The 19,180-nt window shown below is 73.6% G+C and carries 16 protein-coding genes; 4 read left to right on the top strand and 12 right to left on the bottom strand.

Annotated elements, in window-relative coordinates:
* Nucleotides 1–55 precede the first annotated feature (55 nt).
* Together OHA34_RS26305 and OHA34_RS26300 are read left to right on the top strand one after the other, a co-directional pair.
* Nucleotides 56–1,252 (top strand): hypothetical protein, encoded by a 1,197-nt coding sequence (locus tag OHA34_RS26305; protein WP_329519222.1) that lies wholly within the window; start codon nucleotides 56–58, stop codon nucleotides 1,250–1,252.
* Nucleotides 1,252–2,676 (top strand): hypothetical protein, encoded by a 1,425-nt coding sequence (locus OHA34_RS26300; RefSeq protein ID WP_329519221.1) that lies wholly within the window; start codon nucleotides 1,252–1,254, stop codon nucleotides 2,674–2,676. Before OHA34_RS26305 ends, OHA34_RS26300 begins: the two co-directional genes overlap by 1 nt.
* On the opposite strand, the gene OHA34_RS26295 is transcribed toward OHA34_RS26300, so the two are convergent.
* The 6 genes from OHA34_RS26295 to OHA34_RS26270 all read right to left on the bottom strand — a co-directional run bounded on the left by OHA34_RS26295 (nucleotide 2,652) and on the right by OHA34_RS26270 (nucleotide 10,562).
* Nucleotides 2,652–4,868, bottom strand: coding sequence for a transglutaminaseTgpA domain-containing protein (locus tag OHA34_RS26295; protein WP_329519220.1), 2,217 nt, complete (start codon nucleotides 4,866–4,868; stop codon nucleotides 2,652–2,654). The two genes, OHA34_RS26300 and OHA34_RS26295, sit on opposite strands and share 25 nt — an antisense overlap.
* Entirely contained in the window at nucleotides 4,865–6,004 is a 1,140-nt protein-coding gene (locus OHA34_RS26290; protein WP_285938920.1) for a DUF58 domain-containing protein, read from the bottom strand. The genes OHA34_RS26295 and OHA34_RS26290 overlap by 4 nt, the downstream gene beginning before the upstream one ends.
* A gap of 4 nt (nucleotides 6,005–6,008) precedes the next feature.
* Nucleotides 6,009–6,989, bottom strand: a complete 981-nt coding sequence (locus tag OHA34_RS26285; RefSeq protein WP_285940066.1) for an AAA family ATPase — start codon at nucleotides 6,987–6,989, stop codon at nucleotides 6,009–6,011.
* Between the two features lie 21 nt (nucleotides 6,990–7,010).
* Nucleotides 7,011–8,861 carry a hypothetical protein gene (locus OHA34_RS26280; RefSeq protein WP_329519219.1) on the bottom strand — a complete coding sequence of 617 codons (1,851 nt, stop codon included), beginning with the start codon at nucleotides 8,859–8,861 and terminating at the stop codon, nucleotides 7,011–7,013.
* Nucleotides 8,862–9,195: 334 nt separating this feature from the next.
* Nucleotides 9,196–10,014, bottom strand: coding sequence for a hypothetical protein (locus OHA34_RS26275; protein ID WP_285938922.1), 819 nt, complete (start codon nucleotides 10,012–10,014; stop codon nucleotides 9,196–9,198).
* The gene (locus OHA34_RS26270; RefSeq protein WP_285938923.1) at nucleotides 10,014–10,562 is read right to left on the bottom strand and encodes an RNA polymerase sigma factor; all 549 of its coding nucleotides are present in this window, start codon (nucleotides 10,560–10,562) and stop codon (nucleotides 10,014–10,016) included. The genes OHA34_RS26275 and OHA34_RS26270 overlap by 1 nt, the downstream gene beginning before the upstream one ends.
* Before the next feature lie 303 nt (nucleotides 10,563–10,865).
* On the opposite strand from OHA34_RS26270, the gene OHA34_RS26265 reads away from it, so the two are divergent.
* Nucleotides 10,866–11,297 carry a sigma factor gene (locus tag OHA34_RS26265; RefSeq protein ID WP_329519218.1) on the top strand — a complete coding sequence of 144 codons (432 nt, stop codon included), beginning with the start codon at nucleotides 10,866–10,868 and terminating at the stop codon, nucleotides 11,295–11,297.
* A 9-nt stretch (nucleotides 11,298–11,306) separates the two neighbouring features.
* Nucleotides 11,307–12,824, top strand: coding sequence for an ADP-ribosylation family protein (locus tag OHA34_RS26260; RefSeq protein ID WP_329519217.1), 1,518 nt, complete (start codon nucleotides 11,307–11,309; stop codon nucleotides 12,822–12,824).
* A 41-nt stretch (nucleotides 12,825–12,865) separates the two neighbouring features.
* On the opposite strand, the gene OHA34_RS26255 is transcribed toward OHA34_RS26260, so the two are convergent.
* From OHA34_RS26255 to OHA34_RS26230, 6 genes are all read right to left on the bottom strand, one after another.
* A complete protein-coding gene (locus OHA34_RS26255) occupies nucleotides 12,866–13,504 on the bottom strand; it encodes a S1 family peptidase (protein WP_329519216.1) in 639 nt (212 codons plus the stop codon).
* Between the two features lie 180 nt (nucleotides 13,505–13,684).
* On the bottom strand, nucleotides 13,685–15,175 hold the full coding sequence (locus OHA34_RS26250; protein ID WP_329519215.1) for an aldehyde dehydrogenase (NADP(+)): 1,491 nt from the start codon (nucleotides 15,173–15,175) through the stop codon (nucleotides 13,685–13,687).
* Nucleotides 15,172–16,053, bottom strand: coding sequence for a fumarylacetoacetate hydrolase family protein (locus OHA34_RS26245; RefSeq protein WP_329519214.1), 882 nt, complete (start codon nucleotides 16,051–16,053; stop codon nucleotides 15,172–15,174). Before OHA34_RS26245 ends, OHA34_RS26250 begins: the two co-directional genes overlap by 4 nt.
* The gene (locus OHA34_RS26240) at nucleotides 16,050–16,934 is read right to left on the bottom strand and encodes an SMP-30/gluconolactonase/LRE family protein (protein WP_285938939.1); all 885 of its coding nucleotides are present in this window, start codon (nucleotides 16,932–16,934) and stop codon (nucleotides 16,050–16,052) included. Before OHA34_RS26240 ends, OHA34_RS26245 begins: the two co-directional genes overlap by 4 nt.
* On the bottom strand, nucleotides 16,931–17,971 hold the full coding sequence (locus OHA34_RS26235) for a zinc-dependent alcohol dehydrogenase (protein WP_329519213.1): 1,041 nt from the start codon (nucleotides 17,969–17,971) through the stop codon (nucleotides 16,931–16,933). Before OHA34_RS26235 ends, OHA34_RS26240 begins: the two co-directional genes overlap by 4 nt.
* Complete coding sequence (locus OHA34_RS26230; RefSeq protein WP_329519212.1) at nucleotides 17,968–19,161, bottom strand: mandelate racemase/muconate lactonizing enzyme family protein; 1,194 nt, start codon at nucleotides 19,159–19,161, stop codon at nucleotides 17,968–17,970. The genes OHA34_RS26235 and OHA34_RS26230 overlap by 4 nt, the downstream gene beginning before the upstream one ends.
* Between the last annotated feature and the right edge of the window lie 19 nt (nucleotides 19,162–19,180).

Here is a 19,180-nt window from a genome sequence, read left to right as displayed (position 1 = left end):
AGAACCTTGCCGCCGGGCCGATCACATGGCCGGCGGCCGGATGTGGAAGGGCACCGTGACTCCCACCTCGCGCATCAAAGAAGAGTTCTACCTGCAGAGGACGGTCGGCGACGATGCCCCGATGTTCGTGGACGCCACCCGGTACGCCCGGGAAGGGGTGCCCTATCCGCTGAGCGCCAAGAGGGCGCTGAAGGCCACCTGCGCCGTGTGGACGGACGACGAGGTGGTCGCGTTCAGCCTGCGCGACTACACCGCGGCACAGGCCGATCGGGAGGTCGAACACCTCGAGCACACCGTGGGCACGACGACGGTGACCCGGAGCAACGTGCTGCGGCCCCGGATGCCCCGCACGACCCTGTACGAGCTGACCGAGGCGGCACGCGCGCTCTCGGCGTCCCTCGGCGACGACGTGATCGTCGAACTGGACGGCGATCTGTACGTTCTGGCGCTCACGCACCGGCACGACGGGGCCGGCCTGGCCCTCGTCGGCAGGCTGGCCGGGACGGCCGGAGGAGGGCGCGCCCGGGTGGGCCTCGCCGACACCGAGGCCGAGTTCAAGATCCCGACCTCGGGGGTCCGGCTGCGCGTCTTCCTGCGCTCCCCGGTGCGGCGGCGTGTCATCGCCTACGCCTTCAGCGGCTACCTCGCCCGCGAGCCCGGCGAGCTCGAGACCCTGACCCGCGCCACCGCGCTGGCCCTCAACAGCGCCCACGAGCTGGCGGTGTTCCGGATGCTGTCCGGGCTCGACCGTTTCGCGGTACGGCCCGAGTCAGGGCACTTCGCGACCGCGCCGAGCCCATCGGCCGGATCCGCCGTGTTCTCGGTTCCGGTCCAGCTGTCCACCGGCGACGGAACCCCGGCGGCCGAGGGCGACGTCGTCGCGGAGATCGATCTGGAACGGCTCGACCCGGTGACCGGCGGGCTGCTCATCCACCTGCGCGACGAGCTGACGTGGAATCCGGCGGTCGTCGGCTCGGTCCGGTTCGAGACCTACCGGCAGGTGCTCGATGAGGCCATCGGTGGATTGGTCGACGGGTCCTTCGGTGCCGAGGCCGTGCGCGACATCGCCTACGACATCGCGCTGGGCGACATCGGGCACGCCGCCGTCGCGGGCCTGCGTGCCGCCACGGCCGGCCTCCCCGGTCTGGAGGCCACGCCCGCCCGGGCCGAGGTGCGGCCCCGGCCGCCGGAAGCCGTCCGGCCCCCCTCATGTACAGACGCCGAAACTGCGGGAGCACTGAGGAAACTGTGATGGTCACTGCGCCCAACGTCATCATGGCAGGGCATCCGAACCTCGCGCGGAAGCTGCGGGCCACCGGACGGTTTCCGGCCGTGGTCGACGTCGCCGCCGCCACCGCGCTTCGGGAGCTGTCCCAGAGCGGCAGGATCGGTTCCCCGGCCACGTTCATGTTCGGGCCGGACTTCGACGAGGACCTCCCCGACGCGGGGGTCGCCGTCCTGGCCAACGGGCTGGCGGCGAGCGGGTTCACCGTGCTCGTGCACTCCGTCTTCACCGCCCGCGGCGACGTCTTCGACCCGCGGGTGGTCGCGGACATGGGGCCGCTGACCATGGCGGAACTGCTGACGATTCTCACCCGGCCGGGCGATCAGCCGTCCCCTCGGCACGAGCCCCCGTCCGAGCCCCCGCCCCCTCGGCACGACCTCCTTATCGAGCCGCCGCCGGGCCCATGGGCGGCTTCCGCGCCGATGCCCGCTCCGCCTGTCCCGGCTCCGCCCGTCCCCGCTCCGCCTGTCCCCGTTCCGCCCGTCCCCGCTCCGCCCGCCCCCGCTCCGCCCGTCCCCGCACCGCCTCGTCCGCAGGCCGCACCCGCCGAGGAACCTCCGCCCCGTCCGCAGGCCGCACCCGCCGAGGAACCGCCCCCCCGTCCTGCCCCTGACCCGGACGACCTGCCGGAGGAGGGCCACCAGGACATTTCCACACTGCCCGCCGACGCTCAGGACCCGGCGGAAAGCCCCGAGTGGGAAGGCCGGCCAGAACACCAGGACGACCACCAGGGCGTTGCCGCGGCCCCCGCCGAAGAGCAGGACCTCGCCGAATCAATGTGGAAGGAGACGGCACCGGAACTCGACCACTACTCCGACTTGCTGCCGGAGCCCCAGTGGCAGGGCGATCTCGTCCCGGTACAAGGCGTGGCGCCCGCGCCCTCGCGCCGCCGCGGCGGGGTTGTGCTGGTAGCCGCCGCGGCAGGGCTCGTGCTCCTCGCAGGGCTGGCGGCCGTGGCCGTGTTGACGGTCGGGTCGGGGAAGGGCGAGCGGCGCCCTGAGGCGGCGAGCACGTCCGCCAGGCCCTCGCCTAAGTCTCCGCCGCCCACCTCTCCGGTGCCCGCGTCGGCGGTCCCCACGTCCTCCCCGACAGCGGTGCGCCCGGCCGAGCAGTACAGGCCGACCGGGGTGCAGATCGTCGACAGCCGGGTCTCGATCGAGGTCAGATGGAAGGACGGCAGCAGGGGCAAGGCCGCGTACTACGTGGTCGGCGGCCCGGCGGGGCAGACACCCTCAACCCTGGCCAGCTCCCCGCCGGGAGCCACGAAGGTCGTGGTCGCCGCCCTGAACCCGAGCGTGGAGTACTGCCTGACGGTCGTCGCCGTGGTGGACGTCGACCGGGTCGCCTATGCCAAGCCCGTCTGCACTCACCGCGGCAAGCGGGAGGGCTGAGCCGCCCACAGCGGCGCGCGCGGGTCCCACCACCAGGACAGGCGGCGCAGGAGCGGCCGGGAGCGCCGCAGCCCGGCGGTCAGGGAACGGACCTCCGCGACCATGAACGCCGCGTCGTCCGGTGTGACCGCCCCGCCGAATCCGGCGGCGTTCACCAGCCCGGCCACCCTGTGCAGCCGTGCGGGCTCGACGCCCGGTAGTTCCCGGGCGAGTCGCTCCGACATCTCGGGGGCGGTGGCGGACGCGGGGACGGGCAGGCCCGCGATGCGCATCGCCACCACCAGCTCGGTCCATGCCGCCAGAATCCGGTCGGACGGGGTGCCCTGGCGCAGCCGCCGGAGCCGGATCGCCCGCAACGACGGGACGCCCAGCAGCAGGGCCGACAGGACGATCAGGGCGAGCCCCGTAAGGACGAGCAGGAGCGTCCCGCCCGCGCCCGACCGCGACCGTCCGTGCCGGCCCGCGCCGTCGCCGTCGCCGACGTGGCCGTCGGTACCGGCCGTGTCCGGGTGGGCGCCGTCGCCTTTCGTCTGATCGACGGCGCGAGGCCGCGCGGCCCCCTGCGAACGCGTGCGCGGGTTCGGGTCGAACGGCACCCAGCCCAGGCCCTCGAAATAGATCTCGCCCCAGGCCACCGCGTCGCCGGTGCGGATCACACGGTCGTCACCGCCGCCGCTGCCCGGCCCGAACCCGACCACCACCCGGCTCGGGAGCCCGGCCCCCCGTGCGAGCACCGCGAACGCGCTGGCGAACTGCTCGGACGTCGCGCCGCCGCCCTTCTTGCCCGGTACCACCAGCAGCTTGGCGAGCTCTTCATAGCCGTGCCCGCTCGGGGCGCCCGCCTCGAAGGTGTAGGAGTCGCGCAGGTATTCGGCGAGGCGGGACGCGCGCTGGTATGCGGTGCCGTCCCCGGCGGCCTTGAGGGCGATGCCGGCCAGCTTCGGGGGCGCACCGGGCGGCAACCGGAGGTAGCGCTCGTACCCGGAGCCGGAGGCCGCCGCGGCGCCGGCCGCCGGCCGGCCGGCCCAGTCGGGGACGTTCCCTGTCACCGAGTAGGTCCGCCCGGCCACCGGGCCGTCCGAGGACAGCAGCGTGCCGGATTCCTCGTCGCCGGCGACACCGATCCCGTTCACACGGGTGGCGGTGCCGGGGACCGGTACCCAGTCGCCGGGCAGGTCGCGGACCGAGACGCGCTCCGTGGTCCGCACCGTCTTCGGCGGCGTGCCCTTGGCGGGCGGCAGGATGGCCCCGCCGGGGCGGTACGCGCTTTCGGGCAGCCAGACGGGTCCGGTGAACTCGCTGAGGGCGACCCACCGCAGATTCGTCCGCGGGCCTGTCACCTGCATCAGAGGGACGTCGGGTTCGGCAGCCCAGGTCGACAGGTAGGACAGCGGATTGCGCAGTTCGACCGGCGTCTGCGGGGCGGCGGCCCTGCGCGGGTCTGCCGCCCGTGTCGGCCAGCCCTCCAGTGCCCCGGACGCGGCGGCCGCGTAGAGGGCACCGGGTAGCGTCACCACGCAGGCGGCCGCCATGGCCACCGCGCCGATGCGCGCCCGCCACCGGCGCGGTCCGGCCGCGGGTCCGAGGCCCGGAAGCGGCACGGCGAGCCCGGCGTGGGCGGTGTCCGGACGAGCCTGCGGAGCGGCTGCCAGCAGCACGGCCGCGGCGACGGCGATCAGAGCGGCCGACCAGTAGCCCGGCCCGGCCGCCTGCGGGTTGAGCACCGCGGCACCGCACAGGACCAGCGCACCGGGCAGCAGCGCCGGGAGGACGCGGCCGTCGCGGTTCAGCACCGTCGCGATCGCTCCGGCCAGCCAGACCGCCCCCACCGGGAACGCCAGCAGGTCCACGGTCGCCGGGGCGTGCGGCGCGGTGGTCAGGATGCGCGCGCCGGAGTGCAGCAGCGCGTCCACGGCGGCGGGCACCGGGCCCTTGACCGGCCCAGGAGCCCAGGAGGCCAGCGCGATCAGCCAGACCACGGCCACCGGCAACCCGGCCGGAATCGCGGCGGGTCCGATCCCGCGCGTCAGCCGGTGCGCCAGCGACGTCACCGCCACGGCACAGGCCGCGGTGATGACCAGCACGGCGAACACCGGAAACGGCCGGTCGTATCCCGCCGCCAGCAGCGGCGCCGAGGCGGCGGCGGCCAGCGCGACCGCGGCGGACGACACGGCGGTGCGGGCGGGGCTCACCGGGCCCACCAGCGGCTCTCGTTCCACTGCGCGGCGAAACCGGCCGCATCGGGTGCGCGCAGGAGCCGCCCCCTGGCCTGCGGCTCGGGCATCTCGTCGCCGGTGCCGCCGGGGCCGATCAGGCCGACCAGCGAGAGGGTGCGCCGCGCGGCGAGCACCCGCATCGCCGCGGCGACGTCGTCGCCCGCCGCCTTGGTGGACAGCAGCACGACCGCGGGTCCGGACGGGGCGGAACGCAGCCCGGCGCAGGCGGCCGGGAAGTCGGATCCGGGCCGGGCCCCGGCCTCGGCGAGGACGTCCAGGTGCGCGGTCGCCCCCGCGCTCGCGGGCGAACGCACGCCGCCGGCCAGTCGCAACTCGACCGGGACGCCCGGAGCGGATGCCACGATCGAGGCCGCGGCCTCCGCGAGGGCGTCCAACTCGTCGGGGCCGTACCGGTCGTCGACCAGCACGGTCATCCCCGGGCTCGCGGAGTCCATGTGCTCGCGGACCATCAGGCGCCCGCGGCGCGCCGAGGTGCGCCAGTGGATCTGGCGGACATCGTCGCCGGGCACGTGCTCGCGCAGCCCGGCGAAGGCCCCTTCGGAGGCGCGGACCGATGCCGACGAGGTGTCCCGGCCGCCGCCACCGGCCGCGGGCACGGCGACGAGCCGGTGGTGGCGCGGATGCACCAGCAGCCGGACCGGCACGTCGTCGGCCGCCCGGACGGCGCGCACCAGGCCCAGCGGGTCGGTGCGGACCAGACTGAGCGGACCGGCCTCGACCGCGCCGCGCCGCGGCGCGGACAACAGGTACCGGATCCGGGTGCGGGCGGGACCGAGCGGCAGGACGACCGCCGGTCCGGGGCCGGCGACGCGTTCGGCGACGGCGCTGCGGGCGTCGTCCCCCGGCACGATGTCCAGGACGACGGTGACGGCCGAGCCGGCGCGGACCCGTGTGGCCGTGGCCCGGCGGTCGACCCGGGCGGCCGGGGGCCGTCCGGCGACGGGCACGGCCAGCGCGACGGCCAGGATGGCGAGGGCGCCCAGCACGCCCGGCGCCAGGTAGCCCAGGCCGACGCCGCCGCCGCACAGCACGGCTCCGGACGCGAGCAGCCCCCAGCCGCGGGCCGTGGGGCGGGGAGTGCTGCCTGCCACGCTCCTAGTGCCCGTTCCCCTGAGGTGCCGGGACGGGGACCTCGGCCAGGATGCCGTCCAGCAGTTCCGCGGCCTCCGCCGCGGTCGTGGCGCCCGACATCGGCACCAGCCGGTGCGCCCACACCGGCCCGACCAGGGCCTTGACGTCATCGGGGGTGACGTACCCGCGGCCGTGGGCCAGCGCGAACATCCGGGCCGCCCGGCACAGCACGATGGACGCCCGCAGCGACACCCCGGCCCGCAGGTGCGGATGCCGCCGGGTGCGCTGGGCCAGCCGCAGAACGTACTCGTAGACCGGATCGGCGAACGCGACGCTTTCGGCGGTCGGGCCGAGCCATGCCATCGCCTCGGTGTCCAGCACCGGGACCAGGTCCTCGGGAACGGTCAGGGCCGAGCCGCGCAGCAGCGACATCTCCGCCTCCTCACCGGGGTATCCCAGCGACAGCCGCATCAGGAAGCGGTCGAGCTGGGCCTCGGGCAGCGGGAAGGTCCCCTCCAGGTCGATCGGGTTCTGCGTCGCCACCACCAGGAACGGGCGCGGCACCGGGTGCGCCTTCCCGTCCACCGTGACCTGCCCTTCCTGCATGACCTCCAGAAGCGCCGACTGCGTCTTGGGAGAGGTCCGGTTGATCTCGTCCACGATGACGACGTTGGCGAACACGGGACCGGGATGGAAGTCGAAGTCCCGGCTCTCCTCGTTGAAGATCGTCACGCCGGTGATGTCGGAGGGCAGCAGGTCCGGGGTGCACTGCACGCGGCCGACCGTCCCGCCGGTCACCGCCGCCAGCGCGCGGGCCAGCGTCGTCTTTCCCATGCCGGGCAGGTCTTCCAGCAGGACGTGCCCGCCCGCGGCGAACGCGGTGAGGATCAGCCGGACCGTGGCGGGATCGCAGCGTGCCGCCGTCTGGAGGTTCTCAGCCATCCGGTCGAAGGCGTCGGCCACCCGCACCGCCCCCTCCGGGGGAATCGCGGGCGTGGCGGTCATGGTGCTCACTGGGTGTCCCTCCTAGCCGCAGTTGGCCCAGCCGGCCGAAGCGCTCGCGCCGGACGTGCCGCCCGAGTAGCGGACGCACACGCCAGGCGCATGGATGAAGACCGGCCCGGCGTAGTACTTGAAGGTGCCGCTGTCGCTCGCGACCTTGCCGCCGGTCTTGCTCTGCAGGCGGACCCAGCCGCTGGTGCCCTTGCCGATGTTCGTGGTCTTCATGGTGACCGCGCAGTTGTTCTTGGTGGTGGCGCTGTAGAGCTGGTAGATCCGCCCGCCCGTGAACGGCGTCGACCGCTGGATCTTGTAGTTGCCACCCGAAGCCGAGTTGCAGACCTGCTGCGGCGTGTACGGGTTGCGGGTCTGAGTGGGTGGGGGCTTCGGCTTGGACGGACGCGGTTTACTCGAGGGCGGCTTCGTGCTGGTGGACGGCTTCGTGCCCGTGGACGGCTTCGTGCCTGTGGACGGCTTCGTGCCCGTGGACGGCTTCGTCGTCGGTGACGTCGGGGGCTTCCGTGAGGGCAGTCGAAGCGACGGAGCAGGTCCGCTGGGCTCCGGCGTGGACGAAGACGGTTGCGTGGGCCTGGCCGGAGTGCGCCTTTCGGGGATGGTGGGCCATGCCGCCTTGGGCGTCTTCCGCGGAGGGCTCGGGGCGGACGGGCTCGGGAAGAGTGGATCGGCGATCGGTGCCGGTATCGGGGGCGGACTGCTCTCCCCGCCGGGCGTGTTCGGTTCGTTCCCGCCCCGACCCGGCCCACCCGGGTACTTGCCGATCGTGCGGGCCACACCGTTGTTGCCGACGACCATCGCGTCCGTGCTTCCCGGCGCGTTGACGAACAGGTTGCCCTCGCGGATCTGCACCTCCAGATCACCGCGCCCGGCCGGCATGTTCAGCACGCCGGTCTGCCGCCCCGCCGGCTCGAACACCCGGACCTGCCCGGTCGTCCGCACGGGCAGGTAGACCTTGCCGGCGAACGGCACGGCGGGATCCTGGACGGGATCGCTCAACGGGAACGACCGGACCGGGCCGCCCGTGCGCACGTCGCCCACCGTGACCACCTTGCCCGCGGCGGGTGCGGTGACCGCGGCGAGCATGCCATGGGTGCGCTCCGGCACCATCGCGCCGTCGAGCGACACGGGCGCCTTGATCCGGCGGGTGGCGTCGCTCGTCGCGACCACCAGCTCGCGGCCCCCGCGATCGACCACGAGCGCACCCCGGTCCAGCACGCTCACCGCCAGATCGTGGCCTGGCTCGGAGACCTCGGCCGTGTGGACGACGGTGGCGCCGTGGGCGGTGACCTTCAAGGCGACGACGGTGCCCTGCCCGGGCGCCGCCACCCACAGCAGGCCGGCTGCGTCGAACTCGCCGCCGACCAGCGGTCCGGGCAGTTGAAGGGCCGGGCCCACGGGACGCAGCGTGGACGGGTCCAGCGCGCGTACCGCACCGGCGGTGCGCTCGATCAGCGCGGCGGCGTCGGACCCCATCGCCAGGTGCGGATCGCCGCGGGTGCCGACGTCCAGCCGTCCCGAGAATCCCAGCCCGTTGAGGTTGAGCGACGACACGCGGCCGGTGTCCAGGTCGTGGATAAGCAGGAACCTGTCGTTCTGGGTGATCTGCACCCGGTGGCCGCGGGCGTCGGTCACCTCACGGCGCTGCTCGACCCGGCGGTTGTCGGGGTTGACCCGGTCCACCTCGCCCGCCGACCGGCTCCACAGCCACGCGCTGCCGTCGGAGGCCGCGATGGCGAGACCGGCCCGCCCCCCACCCAGCAGGGTGGCCAGCAGCGCCACGGTGACCAGTAGGGCCGCCGCCCACCAGCCGGCCCGCGCGCGCACCATGACGGCGATCTTCTTCCGCCCCTTCACAGCCATCCCCTCGTCCTGTGGGCTTCACGGAGCGGGCCCGGCCCGCTCACCTCGCGCGGGTGGTGGAGCCCGAACTGGACCAGACCGGGCGGGCGTGGGTGGCACCGGCTCCGCGGCCGTCGCTCCCACCGCCGCGGCACCGGCTCCTCGGAGCGCATGTCGACGGCCATCACGGCAGGTCTTCTCCACAGGTCAGAGGTACGTGCTGAGCCGGTCGGTGGACGGCCGACCGCGCTACATACCACTGTCCGGAGAACGGCGGTTCCGGCAACCGCCGGGGCCGTCGCAGGACGGTGAGGCCCGCCGGCGGGCCTCACCTGAGCGAACGCGCTGGTGCCCCTTAGAAGGAGCCCGCGTACTCCTGAACGGTGGCGATGACGCGCCCCTTGGCATCGAGGGCCGCGAGGTCCACCCGCTCGAAGCCCTCGTCGGGGTTCTCGGGAGGTGTGGTCCAGGTCGGGCGGGCCCCCGGCTTGTGGTCGAGGAACGCCATGAAGAACCCGTCCGGCTTCACGGGGAGGACCCGCTGCTGCCCGTCCTGCAGGGTCACCCGGATCTGCGTGGTGGAGACCGGCGCCCGGCCGAGAAGCCCCATCTCGTTCTCGGACAGTTCCCCGAACCTCGCCTGGAGCGGCGGGCCCTCTGCCTCGGAGCCCGGCTGCGCCCGCTTGGGAAGGACGCCGTCCGCGCCGCACTCCAAGCTGCCGTCCTTCTTGCCGACGGTGCGCAGGTAAGTGCACTCGGAGTCCTTACGGCCGGGCGCCATCCACAGTTGGACGACCACGCCGCGCGAACTACGGGCCTCGATCACCATCTTGGCCTTGGAGGTGTCCACCGTGGACCAGTCGCTGTTCGGGTCCTGCCCGCCCTTGAAGGCGTTGATCACCCCTGTGGGGATGATGCCGGCGGCGTCGGCTCCGGCGCCGAGCGCGCCCAAGGTGAGTGTGGTCGCGAGGACGATCGTCCAGCGACGGCGCCCCCTACCGGACGTGCGCGCCGGTGCGACCGAGTCGCTGACCATGATCCTGGCCAGGACGCGGCGCCCCTGGGCGTCGCCCGCCGCGTCGGCGAACTCGTCCTGGCCCATGGGGTTGCCCTGGCCCATCACCTGCCGGACGTGCGCGACCGTGTCCTCGACCGACGTGTTTTCGTTCTTCATCACTTCGCCTCCTCCGGGGCCATCTGACGGTGAACGCCGGAGACTCTGCCGTCCCGCTCGGCAAGTGCCCGGTCCAGCCGCCGCCGAGCTCGGTGCAGGCGCACCGCGAACGTGCTCGGCGAGCAGCCGACGACCGTGGCCGCGGACGCCGTGTCCAGTTCCTCCCAGCCCACCAGGCGCAGTGCCTCCTGGTCCTCGGGCGACAGGGATGTGAGGGCCTCATGGAGCGCGAGCGACTCCACGACCGTTCCGGCATGGTCGCTTCCGGCTGCTTTCGGTGCCGTCCTGCCGAGCTTGGCTCCCAGCCGCAGCCGGCGCCGGTCGGCGCGCTGCTGGTTGGCCAGGGTGTTGCGGGCGACCGAGTACAGCCAGGGCAGTACCTCCTCCGCCTTGCCGGGCACGTCGTCCATTCGCCGCCAGGCGATCAGGAACGTCTCGGCCGCCACGTCCCGCGCCTGATCAGGATCGATTCTCCGGGCCGCATAGCGCAGGACGTCGGGGTAGTGGTGCTGGAACAAGGCAGTGAACCTTGTCTGATCATCTTCCACACCCGCCTCCTTCGACAGTCGTGGTGGGTGCTGAATGCCGTCTTATGTCCGGCAGCGCCCCGCGCATTACCGCCCTCACACGCAGGAATGATTACTGGCGCCACACCCTCTCAAGAGCGGTCCGGTAACCGGGCACGGTTCGCCCCACGCCACGCCACACCGAGAACATGCGCGCCAAACTCAAACGCCTGGTCGGCCGAGACGTCCTCACCGAGCCGCAACCTGGCTATCCGCCACAAACCAACGTGAAAGCCAACAAGACTCCCTCTAGGGGGGCAACCGTTGGGGCGAGCCAACCGGTAGATGTCGGCAGGACATCACTTGGGAGGTCGGATGCGGGAGCGACCGGAGTACGCGGCGTACGTGACGGAGCGTTCGCCGCGCCGACTCAGGACGGCCTACCTACGTTGCCGCGACTGGGGCCAGGCCGAGGATCTGCTCCAGACGGCACTGGTGAAGGCATGGCGGGCCTGGCAGCGGATCGGGGACGACCCCGATCCCTACGTCTACCGGATCCTCGTCAACACGAACGCGTCGCGCCACGCCTGCTGCCGACGAGCTCTGCGCCAAGGCGGGCGGCCTGACCGAGGCGGGCGGCCTGACCGAGGCGGAATGGAAGACGCGTATCACCGTGGAGCTACCCGCGACAGCCCCGCGCACCGACAGGTGAAACTCGATGCGATCGGGTACCGGAAGCCGGACAGACCCCCTCAAGGGCCTGGCCGCGGACAGTAGGCTCGCCGCGTGGCACTACCCAGGTGGCTTGAGGGCAAGTCGGACGAGGAAGTGACCTCCGCCCTCCGAGCGGAGGTCGACAGTGACCACGACAGGTTGGCTGCCGGGGAGAAGCTGACCTTCTTCCACGAACTGGTCGATGAGCCTGACGAGGACTTGGCCGGAGAGTGGGACATGTACTGCCGCCACGCCGCACGTGTGGACGAGCGCGTGAGTCGGCTCCGGTCGGCCGCTCTGGCCCGGTTCGACCGAGATGTTGTCCCGTTGCCTCCGGCCGACGCCGCCGAAGTGGTGTACGGCGAGGACGACTTCTGGTTTCCGGGCTTCGCGGCCGAGAGACGTCGCGGCCCCACCGAGGATCCCTGGTCCGAGCTGACGCCCGAGGAGAAGCTCGAACATGCCATCTTCGGGACGGTCCCGCCCCGCCGGAGCGATCTGGCAGGCGAGCGGCGGTGTGCCGCCCGTGAAGCAGCCGAGCGGCGGGACTACGCCGTCTGGCGGTCGACTCATCAGCCGTCGGATCCGGCGGTCCGGTCGGCCGCCGAGTCCCGGGTGGCCCGGGACCGGGCCGCGATCGAGCGGCGGTTCGCCGACGACTGGGGCATCGAACTGCCTGACTCGATCTTCCGGTACCGGCTGTTCCTCCTGTCGCTCGGGCCGGTCGAACAACGCGCGCTCCACGACACGGAACTGCGACCGTTCGGGATCATGGACCTGTTCGACGACCCCGCGTGTCCGGCGCGTGAGGGTGTCGACGTCCGGGTGCACGGCCGCTACTACCGGGATCCGCCCGAGTTCTTGACCTTCATGCACGGCGGCACCGATGGGCTGCACTTCGGGCTTTGGTACGACGACGGCCGTACCTGCACCGGTGTCGCGTCCTATTACAACAACGACGGTGGCGGCGTCGGCCTGCCGTCCGGCACTCCGCTGGAGGCGGTACGGGAAAGGATCGAACGGCTTCAGGCTCACCACGACAGCGAGGCCGGCGAGGACGGGCCGATCGCTGCGGACCTGGCGGAGGAGCGGTTCAGGCTGCGGGCGCTGCGGGAGGTTCTGATGACCTTCGAGACCGGTGACCGGCCCGAGGAGGGCGATGCCTATCACGAGACATACCGGGTCGAGGACGAGGTACTCGAGGACGGCGACCCGAGCCGGTTCGAGACCTTGGACGGTGGTGGGGCGCTGGCCGATGGTGAGTCGGTTGTTCCGCGCGGCCGGCAACGTCCCTATGACGGCTACGACTGGTGCACCAACCTGCATGGACAGATGGTCGAGCATCCTGACGCGGTTGCCGTGTGGGTCACCGAGGCCCTGAAGCGCTGCGCCGCCGGGGATTCGGCCAGTGCCCTCACTCTCGGGCGTGACCTGCACTGGGCCAGCGGGGGAGACGACGAACGGGAGCGCCAGGCGCACGAGCTGCTCGTTGCGGCCTATCGGGCTCTCGGCCGGAATAGCCTCGCCGGAATCACCGACGCGCACCACCGGCACCGTGGCCTGCCCCAGGTGAACGTGCTCCGTACCTGAACGATCCTCATCCGGGTGCGAACGCGGGCTCTGCGCGGGCCCTATTCGGTCACCAGGGTCAGCCCGTACGGTGCGAGTACCTCGTCGACGGGGAGGAAGAAGGAGGTGCAGCCGCCCGACGTGGCGATGAGGATGCCCTGGGCCTGCCCGTCGGCGATGAGCGGAGCCCCCCGGTCGCCGGGCGCGGCGCAGATGTCGGTTCGGATCAGCCCGTTGAGGACGCCCTCGGGGAAGTTGACGGTCACGTCCCTGGCCTGGATGACGCCGCACTGCCAGCCGCTGACGGCCCCCGACATGCAGGCGGCCGACCCGACCGGCGCCGGCTGGGACCCGCTCACGGTGACGGAGGTGCCGTCCTGCCGGTCGACCAGTCCGCGCGGCTGCCAACTGCTGTTCGTTCGCACCCACGCGCCGCCGTGGCCAGGGAAGGTCGTGCCCTGCACGGTGCCCTGGACGACCCCGTTGTCGCCGATGACGGTCTCCCCGGCGCCGGCGCACTCGCCCGAGGTGATGTACCCGCCGCCAACGGAGAAGCCGACCGTGCACCGGCCAGAGGACGACGCGGTGGTGAACGCGTCACCACCGCGAACGTCATAGGTCGCCGCTGCCGCCGCCGGGAGGACCGGCACCGACATCAGGGCGACGAGCGTGCACGCGAGGGCGAGGAGACTCCGGATCATCGACGCTCCCAGAGATCGAGGGTGTCCCCGTCAAAGAAAGCACGAAAGCGGGAGCTGATCCACTGCCGGATCCGGACACTGCGGACCGGCAGGGACCAGAACCCGTCACCTTCCCTATCGACGCGGACGCGCGGGCCGGCGAGGCCGGCGCCGATGTCCGTGGGATTCGCCCGGCGGCTCTCAGGAACGCATGGCCCCGTCCACTCGGCGTGGCACGTTCAGGGGGTTGGCCTCCTGCAACTCGGGCGGGAGCAGCGGGTCGGGGGTGTCCTGGAAGGCGACCGCGCGCAGGAACCGGTCGACGGCCGCGGCCCCGACCGAGGTGTGGGCCGAGTCGGTGGCCGCCGGGTAGGGGCCGGAGTGGTGCATCGCCCAGGTCACGGCCACCCCGGTCGGGTAGCCGTCGCAGACGACGCGGCCCGTCGTGCGGGCGACCGTGCTCAGGATCCGGGCGGGCAGGTCCCGCTCGCCGTCCCCCAGGTGCAGGGTCGTGGTGAGGCTGCCGGGAAGGACTGAAAGCCGCTGTAGCAACTCGTCGGCGGAGTCATAGCGCACCAGGACCGCCACGGGGCCGAAGCACTCCTCCAGCAGCGTCTCGGACAGGGACGCCGCCGGCACCGACAGCAGGGCGGGCGCGGTGCCCTCGCCCCGCGCGAGCACCTCGACGCCGGGCTGCGTCGCCAGCCGCTGCACGCCACTTGTGTAGGCGGCCTGGATCCCGGCGGTCAGCATGGTGCCGCCGGCGGCCTCGCGGGCCAGCCGGGCGGCCGTGTCCACCAGCAGGTCGCCGTCGGGACCGGACGGCACGAACGCCAGCCCCGGCTTGGTGCAGAACTGGCCGAGGCCGAGCGTGAAGGACCCCACGAACCCGGCGGCGATGGCCTCGCCGCGCTCGGCGGCGGCCTGCGGGGTCACCACGAGCGGGTTGACGCTGCCCAGCTCACCGAAGAACGGGATCGGGTCCGGGCGCGACACCGCCAGGTCGAACAGGGCTCGGCCGCCCCGCACGGAGCCGGTGAACCCGACCGCGGTGATCCGCGGATCGGTCACCAGGGCGGCACCGGCCTCCTGGCCGTGCACCAGGCCCACCGCGTCCGGGACGCCGGCGCGTGCGGCGGCCCGGCCCACCGCCGCGTGGACCGCGAGGGACGTGGCCGGATGCGCCGGATGCGCCTTGACCACCACCGGGCACCCGGCGGCCAGCGCGGAGGCGGTGTCGCCGCCGGCGACGCTGAAGGCCAGCGGGAAGTTGCTCGCACCAAACACCGCGGCCGGGCCGCGCGGCACCCGCATGCGCCGCAGGTCGGGCCGCGGCGGTGCCGCGGCCGGATCCGCGTGGTCGATGACCACGCCCAGGTGGTCGCCGTCGAGGACGACCTCGCCGAGGAAGCGCAGTTGCCCGCAGGTGCGCGCCACCTCGCCGCGCAGGCGCACCTCGCCGAGCGCGGTCTCCCGGTCGGCAAGGGCGACGATCTCCTCACCGTCGGCCTCGATCTCGGCGGCGATGTCGCGCAGGAGGGCGGCGCGGCCGGCGGCGCCGAGCGCCTCCAGCGCGGGGGCGGTGGCCGCCGCTGCGGCGCACGCCGCAGCGGCCTGCTCGACGCTGCTCTCCGCGGCGACGTCCTGCACGGCACGCCCGGTGCGCACGTCGATCGACTGGACGGTCCTCACATCGACTCCTTCATAGTGTCCAGCAGGGGGCGCAGACCGCGGACCACCCGCGTGGCGAGCACCCCGACCTCGTCGATGGCGATCTCCACGGTGTCGCCCGCCGCCAGCGTGAACGGCAGGTCGGGCACCAGGCAGGTGCCGGTCGCCAGCACGGCGCCGTCGGGGAAGACGTCGGCTCTGAACAGGTGGTCGACGAGGTCGTCCAGGCGGCGGTGGAGCTGGTCGGTCCCGGTCTCCCCCGACCAGGCCAGCTCGCCGTCGCGCCGGATGGTCATGCGGATGCCCAGCGCGTACGGGTCGGGCACCTGCCACGCCGGACGGATCGCGGGGCCGACGGCGCAGCCGCCGAGGAAGACCTTGGCCTGCGGCAGGTACAGCGGGTTCTCGCCCTCGATGGTGCGCGAGCTGACGTCGTCGCAGACGGTGTAACCGACGATCTCACCGTGCGCGTTGACGACGACGGCGAGCTCGGGCTCGGGGACGTCGACTTCGGAGTCGTCGCGGACCGCGATGGTGCCGCCGTCGCCCACCACCCGCCAGGCCGCCGACTTGAAGAACAGCTCGGGCCGCGGCGCGTCGTACACGCGCTCGTAGACGTCGGCGGCCGTCGCGCTCTCGGTCATCCGCGCCTCGCGGGAGCGGCGGTAGGTGACGCCGGCCGCCCACACCTCCATGCGTCCTTCAACGGGGGCCAGCGTCCGGGCGCGCCCGGACGGGACCGGTGCCCCGGCCGTGGCCTCGTCGAGCGTCCGGCGGAGGTCGGCGAGCGGCAGCCGCAGCAGCTCGGCGAGAGTGCGGTCGAGCGGGTAGAGCCGGTCGTCCTCCTGCACTCCGGTCCGGACGGCGCCGTCCAGTTCGTAGCGGACGAGATGGGTCATCGGGGTCCTCCGGTGAAGGGGGTGGCGGCGGGGCCGGCCACGCCGGCGTCGACGGCGAACAGCGAGCCGGCCAGCGGCTGCTCGGCGAGCTCCGCCTGGCCGAGCCGGTAGGCGGCGGTCGTGACATAGAGGACGTCGCCGCGCTCGCCACCGAAGGCGCAGCTTGTCACCTGGGTCGCGGGGAGCCGGACGATCCGGTCGAGCTCCCCCTCGGGGGTGTAGCGGTGCACGGCTCCGCCGCCCCACAGCCCCACCCACAGGCAGCCGTCCTCGTCGACGGTCATCCCGTCGGGCATCCCTGTGGCGGCCGGGATGTCCACGACGGTGCGCCGGTCGCGGATCTCGCCGGTCGCGTCGTCGTAGACGTAGGCGTCGATCCGCTGGGTGCGGCTGTCGATGTGGTACATGGTGGCGCGGTCCGGGCTCCAGCCCATACCGTTGGCGAGGGTCAGGCCGGTGAGCACCGTGCTGGCCCGCCGCCCGTCGTACCGGTAGAGCGCGGCGGCTCCCGGCGACTCGTCGTAGGCCATCGTGCCCGCCCACAGGCGTCCGGACGGGTCGCACTTGGCGTCGTTCATCCGGTTGCCGGGGTTGTCGGCCTCCACCCGCGCCTCCATGACGACGCGGTCGTCGCCGGTCAGCCGGGCGATGCCGTCGCGCACCGCCAGGACCAGGCCGCCGCCGTCCGCCGGGACGGCCGCTCCCACGTGCGTGCCCACGTCGACGGCCTCGTCCAGCCCGGACGAGGGGTCGAACCGGTGCACGGTCGAGGCGGTGATGTCGACCCACACCAGCCGCCGGGCGGCGGCGTCCCAGGCGGGCCCCTCGCCGACCTCCGCGCGTGTGCGCAGGACCGGCTCGGCCGTGATCGGGTCGTTCATGCGTCCTCCTGTTCGTCCGGCGGCGCCGAGGCCGCATCGGGGCGGACGGCCGTCTTGAGCACGGCCGGGTCGGGCGCGGCGAGAAGGCGTGGCACCTCCTCCAGCGCGGCCACCCGCATCGGGATGGCGGTGACGTCCACGATGCCGGACTCCAGCAGCCGGACGGCGGCGGTGATGTCCTCGTCCCACACGTGCGCGGCGGTTCCCAGCAGCCGCTTCTCACCCAGCACCAGGGCGTCGACGGGCAGCTCGGCCGGGCCGGAGCCGAAGCCGACCGCGACGACGGTGCCGCCGCGGCGGCACCGTCTCACCGCCTCGCCCAGCAGCCGCGGCACGCCGCTGCACTCGAACACCACGTCGGGGCCGCGTCCGGCGGTGAGGCCGGCCACCGTCGCGGCGGCCTCGGCGGGCTCGACGGCCAGCGCCCCGGCGCGAGCGGCGACGTCGCGGCGGCCGGCGGCCGGCTCGGCCACCACCGCGCACAGGCCCACCGCCCGCGCCACCTGCGCCAGCAGCACACCGATGGTCCCGGCGCCGTGGATCAGCGCGGTCCCGCCGGTGACGTCGCCGGCCTTGCGCAGGGCGCGCACCGCCACCGAGACCGGTTCGGCGAACACCGCGACCTCGGGCGGCAGGGACGGCACCGGCACGCAGGTCGCCGCGTCCGCGACCATCCAGGTCGCCATCCCGCCGTCGACGCCCATCCCCCGGACGAGCTGGCGTTCGCACAGTCCCTCCTGGTGCCGGGCGCACCACCAGCAGGCACCGCAGCCGAGCACGACGTCGGGGATGACGCGGGTCCCGGCCGGGGGCGCGTCATCGGCGGCGCCGGGCCCGTGCGCGGCGACCACGCCCACGACCTCGTGGCCGAGGGTCAGCGGCCCCGCGCCCGGCGCGCCGTCCCGGCTCATCTCCACGTCGGTGCCGCACAGGCCGCACAGTTCGACCTCCACCAGCACCTCGCCGGGGCCCGGTTCGGGAGCGGGGACGTCCACCACCCGCACGTCGCCCGGCCCGTGCCAGCGGGCCGCCCTCACCGGGAGGTCACCCACCGTTCGACGGCGGCGCCGTCGGCGACGCCGTCGCGGAGCCGGACCCCGTGGCCGGGCGCCCGGCCGGGCCGGATCCGGCCGTCCTCGATCACCGGCAGCCCGGTGACCAGCTCGTCGTACCAGGTCCGCAGGAACGCCCGGACGGTCTCCTGGATGAGCCCGTTGGGCTGGGCGCAGGCGAAGTGCACGCAGCTCGCCAGCGTCGCCGGGCCGGTGCAGTCGTGCGGCGCGACCGGGATCCCCCGGGCGTCGGCGAGGGCGGCGACCTTGCGGGCCTCGGTGAGCCCGCCGGTCCACTGGATGTCGAGGGTGAGCACGTCGACGCCGCCGGTGTCGAGCAGCGCCTGGAAGCCGCGCTGCCCGACGCAGGTCTCCCCGGCCGCCACCGGCACGCCGGGCACCCGCGCCAGCTCGGCGTAGGCGGCGGTGGCGTCGGCCCGCAGCGGGTCCTCCACCCAGTACGGCCGGTACGGCGCCAGCCCGTTGATGATCTTCTCCGCGGCGGGCCGGTTCCACAGGCCGTGCAGCTCCACCATCAGCCGCATGTCGAACCCGACCTCCTCGCGGATGGCCCGCACGACCGCCAGTCCGCGCTCCAGGTCGGCCGGTGAGATGTCGTTGCCACCGGTGCGTTCGGCCGCCAGGTCGAACGGCCACACCTTCATGCCGCGCACGCCCTCGTCCCACAGCTCCCGCGCCAGCCGGGCCGGCTCGTTGAGGAAGGCGTCCAGGTCCTCGTACCGGCCCTCGCCCGACAAGCCCCAGTTGCCCGACTCCTGGCGGGTCGAGGTGCTCACATAGCCGGGGCCGGCGCAGGTGTTGTAGATCTCGACGTCCTCCTGGACGGCGCCGCCCAGCAGGTCGACCAGCGGCAGGCCGGACGCCTGCCCGAGCAGGTCCCACAGGGCGATGTCGACGGCGCCGTTGCCCCGGGTCTCGGCCCCCGCGCCCTGGTACCCAAGGTAGCCGGTGAGCTGCCGGGAGATCCGGCCGGGGTTGACCTCGTCCGCCGCCAGCAGCACCGGCGCGGCGGTCTCGTGCAGGTACGCCTCGACGGCGCGGGCGCCGAAGAACGCCTCGCCCAGCCCGATCAGGCCGGTGTCGGTGTGCAGGCGGACGAACAGCAGGTTGGGTTGGACATGGGGCCGGATCGTCTCCAGCGCGGTGATCTTCATGAAGGTCTCTCTGGCGAAT

It is taken from the genome of Spirillospora sp. NBC_01491 (assembly GCF_036227065.1).
In the GTDB taxonomy this organism is placed as follows: Bacteria; Actinomycetota; Actinomycetes; order Streptosporangiales; family Streptosporangiaceae; genus Spirillospora; species Spirillospora xylanilytica.
Note: the sequence above shows the minus strand (reverse complement) of the source record. Positions and strands in the feature narration are given on the sequence as shown.

Coding starts and splice junctions, on each gene's coding strand:
- OHA34_RS26300 (WP_329519221.1), top strand. CDS start 1,252: ATGGTCACTGCGCCCAACGTCATCATGGCAGGGCATCCGAACCTCGCG.
- OHA34_RS26285 (WP_285940066.1), bottom strand. CDS start 6,989: ATGACCGCCACGCCCGCGATTCCCCCGGAGGGGGCGGTGCGGGTGGCC.
- OHA34_RS26280 (WP_329519219.1), bottom strand. CDS start 8,861: ATGGCTGTGAAGGGGCGGAAGAAGATCGCCGTCATGGTGCGCGCGCGG.
- OHA34_RS26275 (WP_285938922.1), bottom strand. CDS start 10,014: ATGAAGAACGAAAACACGTCGGTCGAGGACACGGTCGCGCACGTCCGG.
- OHA34_RS26265 (WP_329519218.1), top strand. CDS start 10,866: ATGTCGGCAGGACATCACTTGGGAGGTCGGATGCGGGAGCGACCGGAG.
- OHA34_RS26255 (WP_329519216.1), bottom strand. CDS start 13,504: ATGATCCGGAGTCTCCTCGCCCTCGCGTGCACGCTCGTCGCCCTGATG.
- OHA34_RS26245 (WP_329519214.1), bottom strand. CDS start 16,053: ATGACCCATCTCGTCCGCTACGAACTGGACGGCGCCGTCCGGACCGGA.
- OHA34_RS26240 (WP_285938939.1), bottom strand. CDS start 16,934: ATGAACGACCCGATCACGGCCGAGCCGGTCCTGCGCACACGCGCGGAG.
- OHA34_RS26230 (WP_329519212.1), bottom strand. CDS start 19,161: ATGAAGATCACCGCGCTGGAGACGATCCGGCCCCATGTCCAACCCAAC.